The 12,194-nt window shown below is 60.6% G+C and carries 11 protein-coding genes and 1 pseudogene; 8 read left to right on the top strand and 4 right to left on the bottom strand.

Features of this window, described 5'->3' with window-relative positions:
* The first annotated feature begins 238 nt into the window (after positions 1 to 238).
* Genes BPRO_RS09075 through xth form a run of 4 tightly spaced genes read left to right on the top strand, consistent with a single transcriptional unit; the run spans position 239 to position 3,015 of the window.
* Positions 239 to 1,093, top strand: a complete 855-nt coding sequence (locus tag BPRO_RS09075; RefSeq protein ID WP_011482755.1) for a thymidylate synthase — start codon at positions 239 to 241, stop codon at positions 1,091 to 1,093.
* A 3-nt stretch (positions 1,094 to 1,096) separates the two neighbouring features.
* Positions 1,097 to 1,591: a dihydrofolate reductase gene (locus tag BPRO_RS09070; RefSeq protein ID WP_011482754.1), complete on the top strand. Its 495-nt coding sequence runs from the start codon at positions 1,097 to 1,099 to the stop codon at positions 1,589 to 1,591.
* Between the two features lies 1 nt (position 1,592).
* A complete protein-coding gene (locus BPRO_RS09065) occupies positions 1,593 to 2,189 on the top strand; it encodes a DUF4337 domain-containing protein (RefSeq protein WP_011482753.1) in 597 nt (198 codons plus the stop codon).
* Positions 2,190 to 2,232: 43 nt separating this feature from the next.
* Positions 2,233 to 3,015: an exodeoxyribonuclease III gene (gene xth / locus BPRO_RS09060; RefSeq protein ID WP_041388633.1), complete on the top strand. Its 783-nt coding sequence runs from the start codon at positions 2,233 to 2,235 to the stop codon at positions 3,013 to 3,015.
* 176 nt (positions 3,016 to 3,191) lie between these two features.
* On the opposite strand, the gene BPRO_RS09055 is transcribed toward xth, so the two are convergent.
* The 4 genes from BPRO_RS09055 to BPRO_RS28520 form a co-directional block, all read right to left on the bottom strand.
* Positions 3,192 to 4,796 carry a gamma-glutamyltransferase family protein gene (locus BPRO_RS09055; protein WP_041388631.1) on the bottom strand — a complete coding sequence of 535 codons (1,605 nt, stop codon included), beginning with the start codon at positions 4,794 to 4,796 and terminating at the stop codon, positions 3,192 to 3,194.
* Positions 4,797 to 4,807: 11 nt separating this feature from the next.
* Positions 4,808 to 5,788, bottom strand: a complete 981-nt coding sequence (locus BPRO_RS09050; protein WP_011482750.1) for a Bug family tripartite tricarboxylate transporter substrate binding protein — start codon at positions 5,786 to 5,788, stop codon at positions 4,808 to 4,810.
* A 377-nt stretch (positions 5,789 to 6,165) separates the two neighbouring features.
* Entirely contained in the window at positions 6,166 to 7,098 is a 933-nt protein-coding gene (locus BPRO_RS09045) for a LysR family transcriptional regulator (RefSeq protein ID WP_011482749.1), read from the bottom strand.
* A 480-nt stretch (positions 7,099 to 7,578) separates the two neighbouring features.
* Positions 7,579 to 8,202, bottom strand: coding sequence for a LexA family protein (locus BPRO_RS28520; protein WP_011482748.1), 624 nt, complete (start codon positions 8,200 to 8,202; stop codon positions 7,579 to 7,581).
* A gap of 359 nt (positions 8,203 to 8,561) precedes the next feature.
* On the opposite strand from BPRO_RS28520, the gene BPRO_RS27970 reads away from it, so the two are divergent.
* The 4 genes and pseudogenes from BPRO_RS27970 to BPRO_RS27965 all read left to right on the top strand — a co-directional run.
* Positions 8,562 to 10,262, top strand: a complete 1,701-nt coding sequence (locus BPRO_RS27970) for an ATP-binding protein (protein WP_011482747.1) — start codon at positions 8,562 to 8,564, stop codon at positions 10,260 to 10,262.
* Positions 10,263 to 10,353: 91 nt separating this feature from the next.
* Positions 10,354 to 11,175 carry a hypothetical protein gene (locus BPRO_RS30100; protein WP_041388627.1) on the top strand — a complete coding sequence of 274 codons (822 nt, stop codon included), beginning with the start codon at positions 10,354 to 10,356 and terminating at the stop codon, positions 11,173 to 11,175.
* 14 nt (positions 11,176 to 11,189) lie between these two features.
* The gene (locus tag BPRO_RS30895; RefSeq protein ID WP_369794700.1) at positions 11,190 to 11,606 is read left to right on the top strand and encodes a CHASE3 domain-containing protein; all 417 of its coding nucleotides are present in this window, start codon (positions 11,190 to 11,192) and stop codon (positions 11,604 to 11,606) included.
* Positions 11,596 to 12,191, top strand: a pseudogene (locus tag BPRO_RS27965) (ATP-binding protein); the annotation flags it as partial. The gene BPRO_RS30895 and the pseudogene BPRO_RS27965, both read left to right, overlap by 11 nt.
* Between the last annotated feature and the right edge of the window lie 3 nt (positions 12,192 to 12,194).

Genomic DNA, 12,194 nt, shown 5'->3' with positions numbered 1-12,194 from the left:
GCCGGTCGGCGGAAAGCAAGCAGCGGCGGACGCGCGGTAGGAGAAGGCGAGGCCCCATGGCTGCGGAGATGCTGAGTAACTGGGGTCAGCTTCCAATTAGCCCGTCAAACCCACAACGTGTCCAGCGCAGCAAACCAGCAGCCAACGCCAGTCCGCATAAAATCTGCCATCCCCGGCCTGGAAAAGTTGCTGCTGCAGCGGGGCAAGGCACTCAAAATCATCAAGCTGTTGGCTATTCATGAACACCCCTCCCGAAACCCGCCCTGACCGCCCCATTCGTTCCCAGTACGAAGACTTCATGCGCCATGTGGACGCGCACGGCGTCTTCAAGGCCGATCGCACCGGCACCGGCACCAAAAGCGTGTTTGGTTACCAGATGCGCTTTGATTTGAACGAAGGCTTTCCGCTGGTGACCACCAAAAAGGTTCACCTCAAATCCATCGTGCAGGAACTGCTGTGGTTTCTGACCGGGAGCAGCGACAACAACTGGCTGAAAGAACGCGGCGTGACGATTTGGGATGAGTGGGCCCGCGAAGACGGTGACCTGGGCCCGGTCTATGGCGTGCAATGGCGCAGTTGGCCGACGCCTGACGGCGGGCATATTGACCAGATCAGCGAAGTCATCAAGACGCTGAAAACCAACCCTGACTCGCGCCGCATCATCGTGAGCGCCTGGAACGTGGCTGACCTGTCCAAAATGGCGCTGATGCCTTGCCACGCATTTTTTCAGTTCTACGTCGCGCCTGCCACTGAAGCTGGCGGTAAAGGCAAGCTCAGCTGCCAGCTCTACCAGCGCAGCGCCGACATTTTCCTCGGCGTGCCCTTCAACATTGGCAGCTACGCGCTGCTCACGCACATGGTGGCGCAGCAGTGCGACCTGGACGTGGGCGACTTCATCTGGACGGGCGGCGACTGCCACATCTACAGCAACCACGCCGAGCAGGTGGCCCTGCAACTGAGCCGGGCCCCCTTCCCCTATCCGACACTCCACATCAAGCGCAAGCCCGAGTCGATCTTCGACTACCAGTTCGACGATTTCGAGTTCCTTGACTACCAGCACCATGCGGCCATCAAGGCGCCGGTAGCGGTGTAGTTCATGCGCATCAACATGATTTTTGCCCGCGCCGCCAACGGCGTGATCGGCAACAACAATCGCATGCCCTGGCATCTGCCGGAAGACATGGCCCACTTCAAGCGCCTGACCCAGGGCTGGCCCGTCATCATGGGGCGAAAGACCTGGGACTCACTGCCGCCCAAATTCCGCCCCCTGCCCGGCCGCACCAATATTGTCATCACCCGGCAGCAGGACTGGAAAGAAGATGGCGCCGAGCCAGCAGCCAGCCTGGCCGACGCTTTGAGCCTTTGCGGGCAGTCTGAAGAAGTCTGGGTCATCGGTGGCGCGCAAATTTACGCGCAAGCCAAGCCCCTGGCGCAGCGCATCGAAGTCACCGAAATTGCCCAGGACTTTGAAGGGGATGCCTTTGCGCCCCCGCTGGGTTCCGAATGGATTGAAGCTGCGCGTGAGGATCACATCTCCTCCAATGGGCTGAAGTTCAGTTTTATCACTTACGACAAACACAAAGGGAATTGACATGTCAGGAGCCGGATTTCACGTCCACGGGCCGCACGACCACGAGCTGGAGCATGCCGCCCAAGGCGCTCATGGCGCAGCACACGACGGCGGCGGCGGCATGATCGCCCAGATCGCCGTCGTGACGGCCATCATTGCGACCGTGGGGGCCATTTTTGCCTACATGGGCGGTGCGACCCAGGCCAATGCAGGCCTGTATAAAAATAACGCCGCCATCAAAAAAACCGAAGCCTCCAATCAGTGGAATTACTTTCAGGCCAAGAGCACCAAGCAGTCGCTCGCCGAATTCGCCCGCGATCTGGCGCCTGAAGACAGGAAGGCCGGCTACCTGAGCAAGATCGAGCGCTACGAAAAAGAGAAGAACGAAATCAAGACAGCCGCCGAGAAACTGGAGGCTGAAGCCGCCACTTGGGACAAGTCGTCGGACGACCAGATGCATCAGCACCACCGCTGGGCACAGGCCACCACGGTGCTGCAGGTCTCCATCGCGCTGGCGGCCATTGCCCTGCTGACACGCAAGCGTTGGCTGGAATATGGCATGTTCGCGCTGGCCGGCGTGGGCATGGCGGTCGGCGCGCTCGCGTTGCTGCATATTTGATAGCATCTCCTCCTTATCTTGCTTGCCCTGGAACACCAAAACCATGAAAATCGCCACCTGGAATGTCAACTCGCTGGCCGTGCGGCTGCCGCAGGTCCTTGACTGGCTGGCGGCAAATCCGGTGGATGTGCTGTGCCTGCAGGAACTCAAACTTTCCGACGACAAGTTTCCACTGCAGGCACTGGCCGACGCGGGCTACCAAAGTGCGGTGTTCGGCCAGAAAACCTACAACGGCGTGGCCATTTTGAGTCGCACGCCGGCGCGCAACATTGTGAAGAACATAGCCGGTTTCACGGACGAGCAGTCACGCGTGATCGCGGCGACGCTGGACACGCCGAGCGGCGAGGTGCGCGTTGTCAATGGCTATTTTGTCAACGGCCAGGCACCGGGCACCGAGAAGTTTGAATACAAGATGCGCTGGCTCGACGGCCTGCGCGCGTGGCTGCGCGAAGAACTCGCCGAACACTCCAGGCTTGTGCTGGTGGGTGACTTCAACATCACCGCCGACGACCGCGACACGTATGACGCGCAAGGGCTGCACGAAACGATTCACCATACCGCCGACGAACGGCAACACTTGCAGGCACTGTTGGGGCTGGGTCTGCACGATGCGTTCCGCCTGTTCGAACAACCGGAAAAAACCTACTCATGGTGGGATTACCGGGAGTTTGCGTTTCGCAGAAACCGCGGCCTGCGCATTGATTACATCCTGGTGAGCAATGCACTCAAGCCCGCCGTCAAAAGCTGCCTCATCGACAAGCTGCCACGCAAAAACGAGCGCCCGAGCGACCACGCGCCGGTCGTGGCGGAACTCGATTGGCTATAAAAACAATAGCAATACTGTCTCATTCCACGATAGGTAGAGCCACTATTTACTAAAATCCAGGCCCTGTCCCCTGCACGGGGTCGGCGCGCGTCCGGCTCCGCCTGTTGGCCAGGCAGTCGCCAACGCAGCCCAGCGCGGTCAACCCGGCGATCACGATAAGGTCGATGTTCAGGAAATCAGAATGCCACGGCCTGGCCGTCCTTGCGCGGGTCGGAGCCTGCGACGTAGCTGTCGCCACGCTTGTACACCAGCTGCGCGCCACCAAAGGCAAAAACACCATTACCGCGCTCTACAGTGACTTCATGCCCGCGCGCAGCAAGCTCGCGAACCACGTCGGCGTCAAAGTTCGGTTCAACGGCCACCTTGCGTCCGCCCGTCACGCGCCAGCGCGGCGCATCGGCCGCGGCTTGCGGGTTCTGCCCGTAGTGGAGCACGCGCAAGGCCATTTGCACATGGCCTTGTGACTGCATCGGCCCCCCCATCACACCGAAGGCCATTTGCGGCGTGCCATCGGCATGCATGGCGAACGCCGGAATGATGGTGTGCGAAGGGCGCTTGGCAGGCCCTACCTGATTGGCATGCCCCTGTTCCAAAGAAAAGCCATGGCCCCGGTTCTGCAGGCTGACGCCGGTGCCCGGCACGACAACGCCCGAGCCAAATCCCATGTAGTTGGACTGGATGAAGGAGACCATCATGCCGGAGGCGTCCGCCGTTGCCACATAGACGGTGCCGCCCGGCTTGGGCGCACCATGGCCGGGGTCGGCAGCGCGGTGGCGGTCAATCAGCCTGGCTCGCTCGGCCAGGTAGGCTGGGGCCAGCAGCGCGCTGGGCGGGATCTGCATGGCGTCAATGTCGGCGTTGTATTGATGCAGGTCTGCCAGCGCGAGTTTCATCGCCTCAATCGACAGGTGCACCGTATCAACATGGTCGGGCGGCTGGTTGCCAATACCCAATGCCTCCATCATGCCCAGCGCCATCAAGGCTGCAATGCCCTGCCCATTCGGCGGCAGTTCGTGCACCACGGAGCCAGCGAAGGGCTGAGCCAGCGTGCCGCACCAGTCGGCGCGGTGGTTGGCCAGATCGTCCTCCGTCAGCGCCGCGCCATGGGCCCTGGCATGGGCCGCGATGCGCTGGGCCACCGCGCCGCGGTAAAACGCCTCGCCATGGCTTTCGGCAATGGCCTCCAGCGTGCTCGCATGGGCCTCGCTGCGAAACAATTCCCCCGCGCGCGGGGCGCGGCCGTCGGGCAAAAAGCATTCGGCAAAGCCGGGCTGCTCGCCCAGCCGCGCCCCGCCCAGCGCCCATAAATGCGCGATGACCGGCGATACCGCAAAGCCGTTGCGGGCGTAATCAATGGCAGGCGCGGCCAGGGCGGTGAATGGCAGGCGGCCGAAACGGCGCGACAGTGCGCTCCAGGCCGAAACGGCACCAGGCACCGTGACGGCCTCCCAACCTTTGTCGGGCATTGCGCCGTGGCCGGCGAAACGGTCGGCTGACCAGGCCGCGGGCGAACGGCCGGAGGCGTTCAGACCGTGCAACTCCTTGCCGTCCCAGACAATCGCGAAGCCATCGCTGCCGAGGCCGCAGCCGGTCGGCTCGACAACCGTCAACGCCATCGCCGTGGCGATGGCGGCGTCAACGGCATTGCCTCCGGCAAGAAGCATGCGCAGGCCAGCCTGTGCGGCGAGTGGCTGCGAGGTACTGACAACGTTGCGCCCCAGCACGGCAGAACGTGCCGAGGCATAGGGATTCGTGAAGTCCATGGCGGATGGAATGGGCATGGGTGTGTATTTCATTCAAGGGTGATCTTGCGTTCGCGAATGATGCGCGCCCAGCGCTGGCTGTCGGCAGACACCATCTCGGCGAACTGTGCGGGCGTGCCCGGTGGGGCGGGTTCAACACCGAGTTTGGCCAGGCTTTCCACCACCTCGGGCGCGTGGGCCGCCTTAGCGAAGGCCTCATGCACACGCACCACCAGATCAGCCTTCATGCCGCGCGGTGCATACAGCCCAAACCAGGTCACGGATGAAAAACCAGGAAGGCCCGCCTCGGCCACGGTCGGCAGCTCGGGCGCCAGTGCGGAGCGCTTGTCTCCGGTGACGGCCAAGGCACGCAGCCGACCACTCTTGACATGCGGCATGCCCGACGGGATGGAGTCGATCAGCACCGGCACCGAGCCGGCAATGACATCGGGAATGGCCAGTGCCGTGCCCTTGTAAGGCACGTGGGTAATAAAAATGCCAGCCTGGGCCTTGAAGGCTTCGGTCGTCAAATGCACGATAGTGCCATTGCCGCTGCTGGCGTAATTGAGTTGGCCAGGATGCTTTTTGGCGTAAGCGATCAGCTCGGGCACCGTTTTCACAGGCAGCGACGGTGTCACAAGCAGCACGCTCGCGGCGTCGGCCAGGTGCGCAATCGGCGTGAAATCCTTGATGGCGTCGTAGGGCAGCTTGGGCATGAGGTGCGGCGAGATGGCGTGCGTGCTGCTCGTCGTCAATAGCAGGGTATAGGCATCGGCCGTCGCCTTTGCGGCCTCGGCCGAGCCTATGGTGCCGCCCGCACCGGCCTTGTTATCAACGACGATTTGCTGCCCGATGTCTTTTGACACGCGCTGGGCAATAACCCTGGCAACCAGGTCGGTTGCGCCGCCGGCAGGAAACGGCACCACCAAGCGCACCGGCCGCTCGGGCCAGGTTTGGGCTTGAGCGGCTGCGGATGCGGCAATGAGCGCGACGACTCCGAGCATGCGGAGGCAGTTAGACAGATAACGCATGTGAAATTTTCCTTGAATGGTGGGGCGAGCGATGCCAGGAAAGTCAGGTCCGACAGCATCTTAGGAAGACTTCAGCATTACCACAATAAGAGAATTTGCAATGTATCATTGCCGAAACGGCAAACCAAGACACACAACCAGGCGCGCAAAAACCGCAAGGACTTGTCGCTCGTCGGACGGATCAAACGGCTAGCGGCAATACTGTTCAGTTAAGTTATTCACCCTGAATCGGAATGACCAAAAACCCTGACTTGTCATTGCGGGCCTGGCCCGCAATCCATGGATCCCGGATCAAGTCCGGGAATGACAAACCAGCGGCAAGGGCTTGACTGAACCGTATTGCGGCTAGCGATGTGGCATCAAAACCCGAAACCCGTCTATGGCTGGTCGGCCAGGCGTTGCTTGAGATAGTCGAGAAAGGACTGCACCGCTTGCGGCAAGCTGCGGCCGGCCAGCGTTTGCACCTCGATGTAGCGCAAGCCCATGCCGTGATCGCGAATCGGAATCACCACCAGCGTGCCGGCAGCGACCAGGTGCCGCACCGACACCTCGCCGCAGAAGGTGATGCCGCCGCCATGCACGACAAAGTTGTGCTGCGTCGTCATGCTGTTGCTGGTCAGCACGGACTCCATCAGCAATTGCTGGCGGCTGCACTCCATGTCGATCATCTGGCGCACCGCCGTGTCCGGTGCAGGCAGCACCATCGGATAGGCGCTCATCTGCGCCAGCGTGACCGACCGGGACTGGGCCAGGGGATGATCGTGGCGCATCAGCGCCAGCACGGGCGCCGGCTGGCGGTACTCAACCTTGATCTCCTTGTCCGGGACACGACTGAATCTCAATCCGATGTCTGCATCGCCGTCGCGAACGCGCACCGACACCTGGGCCGGTGGCTCGACATTCAACTCGAAAACGATGCCCTCATTCGCGGCTCTGAATGCGATGATCAGCGGCGGCAGGAACTCGTTGGCAAATGCCTCTGATGCGGCGATTCGCACCTTGCCCGAGCGCAGGCCTTGCAAGGCAAGGATCTCATGGATCGCTCTTTCCGCATCCAGGCTCGCCCGGCGCGCGTGCGTTGCCAGTATCTCGCCGGCCGCGTTCAGCACCATGCCGCGCGGATGCCGCTCAAAGAGCGCCGTACCCAGCGCCTGCTCCAGCCCGGCAATCTGGCGGCTGATCGCCGAAGTCGCCACGTGAAGCCGTTCCGAGGCCTCCGTCAGTGAGCCGCAGCGCGCTACCTCGAAGAAATAACGCAGGGCCGTCTCCTGCAGGTGGCGCACCCGCATGTCGGCCTCGGAAAGACTCATGATGGTCCTTTTATGGTTTCTGATCCGGCAACTATATGATGCGAGCGCTGTAATTTTTGCGAAAACGCAAGAACGCGGAACCATCATCACGCCCAAGAAGAAAGCCAACACTTTCAGGCGCCACTAGACCGAGGTCTGACGGGCGCCCTTGCGCCTGTTTGAGCCCATTTCAGCCGCCCGAAGAAAACGACTCGCGGCGGGACTACCGGGAGTGTGTGTTTCGCAGGAATTGCGGCCTGCGCAATGATTGCATCCTGGTGAGTTATGCACTCAATAATGCACTCAAGCCGGCCGCCACAAACTGCCTGATTGACAAGCTGCCGCGTAAAACCAAGTATCCGAGCACCCGAGCACCCGAGCGACCATGCGCCGGTACTGGTCGAGCTCGAACTGCCCTGAATCAGTGAGCGGTCAGTCAAGCCCGCAAAAAAGGTCGCAGGCCCTGCACCCCACTAACCACTAACCACTAACCACTAACCACTAACGAAAACGTTTGCTGAACTCGCGCACCACGCCGATGATCTCGGCACTACCCAGCGGTTTGACGGGGTAGCGGGTGTTCAGGGGCTTAAGGTAGTAATCGGCGCCGTCCTTGACCAGCTGCTTGAACGTCGTCTGGTTCTTGCTGTTCAGCACAATCACGTAGTCGCCCGGCTCGGCCGTCAATTCGGGCTCCACCACCAGAATCGAACCTTCGGGAAAGGAGTCGCCGGTAATACCCACCATGCTGTCGCCATGCACGCGCAGGGCAAAAGTCTGGCGTTTGACCGGCACGGTGACAGGCACCATCTCAAAGCCGCTCCTGGGCTGGAAGTTGTCGATGGCCGTGTAATTGCCAGCATGCACTTCAGAGATCAGCGGTATTTCAGCCCGCACGTCTATGCCCAGGCCCGGGCTCATGCGGGAATCGCCGGAAACAAGTTCGGCCACCGAAATTCCCAGCAGTTCGGCTACTTTGGGTTGATTGGCGCGCTTGGGCGCTGTTCCGTCTGGTTTTTCCCATTGCTGGACAGCACCACGGCTTACCCCAGCCGCATCAGCGAATTGCTGCACGCTCAGCCCTAAAAGCCGGCGTTTTTCGCGGATTAGTGTGTGAATGCTCATGGAGTATGAGGATATTCCCACGGAAAGATAGAAAAATTGTCATCATGATAGTTAAACTTTCCCTGAAATCGAATGGCTGACTGCCTTGTCTGGTAAAAGAATGCTAGCTAAACTAGCCAAAACAAGCTGATACGCACAAGTCTCACTCATGACCACCACGTGGTGTTTGGGATTTGCGCCCAGGGAGCAGGCTTAATTAATGGACACCATTAGCGGGACGCAGCCCCTCTGCCTTCATGCGCGACTCTGTGGCAACCGCGCTACTACCGTGCGTGACTCCCAAAAGTCCGCAGTGGGTCTCATTGCGAGCAGCTCACGTCCCATGCACGGCCCGCTAGCTCATCCTGCGGAAGGGCCCCATGCCTTCTGCTGAGCCCTCTCCAGTTGCTTCACCCGCTCCACCCGCGCACATCCTGATCGCAGAAGACAGTGGCGTGCAGGCCTACATGCTGCGCCGCCTCCTCGAAGAAGAAGGCTACGCAACCAGCGTTGCGAAAAACGGCCGGCTCGCCCTGGAACTGGCTGCCCGGATACGCCCCTCACTGCTTGTCAGCGACGTCAACATGCCGGAGATGAGCGGCTACGAGCTGTGCCGGCAGATCAAGGCCAACCCCGATCTTTGCCATATTCCGGTGATTCTGGTGACCAACCTGTCGGACCCCGATGACGTGTTGCTCGGGCTCAAAAGCGGCGCTGACAGCTTTGTCATCAAACCCTATGACCGAACCCATATGCTGGCGCGCGTGCAGCATGCGCTCAGCAACCAGCACCTTCGCTCCACCGCAGAAGAAGGCCCGGGGGTGGAGATCTCCTTCCATGGCGAGAAGCACCAGATTACGGCCAGCCGTGCCCAAATCCTCAACCTGCTGATGTCGACTTACGAAACCACCGCCCAGCGCAACAGGGAACTTCACGAAAGCCGTGAGGAACTGGCCAAACGCACCACCGAGCTGCTGGCGGCAAACCGTTTCCTCGACTCGATCATCGAGAACATTCCGAACATGATCTTTATCAAGGATGCTGCGGAATTGAAGTTTGTCAGGCTCAATCGGGCGGGCGAGAACCTGCTTGGTTATTCGCGCGACCAGTTGCTCGGAAAAAGTGACCATGACTTCTTCCCCAAGAATGAGAGCGATCATTTTGTGGCCAGGGAGCGCGAGGTGCTGGCCAGCGGAAAAGTCTTGGAAATCGCTGAGGAGCCCGTGCAGACGGCCAACAAGGGGATACGCCTGCTTCGCACCAAGAAGGTGGCGGTGCTCGGCGAGAACGGCCTAGCGACTCACCTCCTGGGAATTTCCGAGGATATTACCCAGCAAAAGGAAATGGAAAAGGAAATCCTCAACCTCAATGCGATTTTGAAGGCTCGCGCTGAAGAACTGGAAGCCAGTCACAAAAGCCTGGAAAGCTTTACGTCCGCAGCGACGCACGACCTTCGCTCGCCACTGAGCATCATCGGCGGCTATGCCGGCCTGCTGGAGAAAAATTACGCCAGCCGGCTGGACGAAAAGGGTCAGCGCTATGTGTCGATCATCCGGGACAATATCAAAGGCATGGCCAAACTGATTGACGACCTGCTGGCCTTCTCCAAGCTGGGCCAGCGCGAGATCAGCAAAGCCAGTGTGAACATGCATGGACTGGCCCAACAGGTCATCGAAGAACTCCTGCAACGCCATCCGGAGGGCAGCAAACCACGCGTCGTCCTGGAGTCGCTGCCGCCGGCGCAGGCAGACGCTTCGCTGCTGCGCCAGGTCTGGGTGAACCTGCTGTCCAACGCCGTGAAGTACAGCAGTCGCACACCCAACCCCCTGATCGAAATCAGTGGCCGCATAGACGGCGCGGAGGCCGTTTATTCGGTGCGTGACAACGGCGCCGGCTTCAGCATGGACCACTACGACAAACTCTTCGAAATATTTCAGCGACTGCACACCGACGAGGAGTTTGAAGGGAACGGGGTGGGCTTGCCCATCGTCCAGCGCGTGGTGACCCGGCATGGCGGCCGCGTGTGGGCCGAGGGCAAGGTGGGTCAGGGTGCGGTGTTTCATTTTGCGCTGCCCGTATAGCGTCAGCAGCGCCCGGTCTCAAGACTTGAACGGCCTTGCAGCCATCAGCCCGGGCTGTTTGCACCGGCAGCCCACGTTGAAGCCTTAGCCCATGTCCAGCACCTTGCATGAATCCAGCCAGAGTGACCATCAAGATGTCCCTTACAAACCGGGTGCCGCCGCACCATTGACCACACTGGTGATCAGGCTCGCCGCCAGCGTGACCCTCCTCACAGGACTGTCGGTACTGGCGGGTTGGGTATGGGATGTGCCGCTGCTCAAAAGTGTGTTGCCGGGTGCCGTGGAAATGAAAGCCAATACGTCACTGGCGCTGATCGCGGCGGGCGCGGCCTTGTGGATGCTGGATTTCCAGCGGCCGGTAGTTTTTCAGTATGGAGGGCAGGCACTGGCGCTTTTTGTCTGCGTGCTGGGCCTGGCCACCCTGGGGCAGTATCTGTTCGACTGGCGCCTGGGCATTGACGAGTTGCTGTTCCTGGACCGCCAGGGCGCCTACAACGCGATTCGCGGCCGCATGTCACCCTACAGCGCCGTGGCTTTCGCCTGCATTGGATTGGCCTTGCTGATCCTGCCGCGATCCGGCCTGCGCTCGCCGGCATTTTTGGCCACCGCGGTAACCCTGATCATTGGCACGCTTTCGGCGATCGGCTACGCCTGGAATGCCAGCGAACTCACAACGGATGTTGTGCTGCCGCCAGTGGCGGTGAATACGGCGGCCGCCTTCATTTTTCTCAGCACGGGCACGCTGCTGGCCATCCACAAGCGCATGACGCAACAGACAGTCTCTCCCTTCACGATGACCTCGATGGAGGGAAAAATCCTCACGGGCTTTGTCGGCGCGTTTTGCTGCTGGCGATCGGGGGAGGACTCACCTACAAGGCCACCACGGTTTTTGCAAGCTCGGCACAACAGGTAGCCCACACACAGCAGGTGCGAGCTGCCTTGGGCCGCCGCTACGGTGATATCTCTGAAGCGGGCTTCGCCCAGCGCAACTACCTGATCACCGGCCGGCCCGAGCAGCTCGATCAATACCGGCATCTGGCTTCAAAGATAGCCGCCCAAACCGAATCAATAGGTTCGCTCGTCAGTGACAACCCACGCCAAACGGAAAATCTGGCACCCCTTCAGCCATTGATAGACCGCACACGCGCCTTGCTGGTCAAACGCGAAGCGGCTGCGGCGCGCTTTCAGCGCTATATGCATGGCCTCCATGCTGCTGACCATGCTGGTCGCCGCCTGCATTTTTGTGGCCCTGTACCGCGAAATTCGTCGCGAAAATCGGGCGCGGCAGCTGGCCGACGCAGCCAATCGCGCCAAGAGCGCCTTCCTGGCCACCATGAGCCATGAAATCCGGACGCCGATGAACGGCGTGCTGGGCATGGTTGAGCTGCTGGGCCTCACCCCGCTTAACGGTACGCAACACACCACGCTCAAGGCCATACGCGAGTCCGGCCGGTCACTGATGCGGATCATTGACGACATCCTGGACTTCTCGAAAATTGAAGCACAAAAGCTGGACATTCAGCCCGAGGCCACGTCCCTCAAGGACCTGATCGAAGATGTCCACCACGTTTACTCCGGCAATGCCAGCAGCAAGCGCTTGCTCATCACCCATCATGTCGATACAGCGCTCAGCCCTGCCCTGATGGTGGACCCGCTGCGGCTGCGGCAGATACTGGGCAACTTTGTCAGCAACGCCATCAAATTCACGTCTCACGGCCGGGTCGAAATCACGGCGGACCTGATGGAACGAAAAGACGCTGAAGACCGGGTGAGGATCAGCGTGAAAGACACCGGGATCGGCATTTCCGGGGAACATCAACGGCTGCTGTTTCAGCCTTTTGCCCAGGCCGAGCGAGTACGACGCAGCGCTTTGGCGATACAGGCCTCGGTCTGGTTATCTGCCGCCGGCTGGCGGCCTTGATAGGCGGCTCC

Source organism: Polaromonas sp. JS666, assembly GCF_000013865.1.
GTDB lineage: Bacteria > Pseudomonadota > Gammaproteobacteria > Burkholderiales > Burkholderiaceae_C > Polaromonas.
Note: the sequence above shows the minus strand (reverse complement) of the source record. Positions and strands in the feature narration are given on the sequence as shown.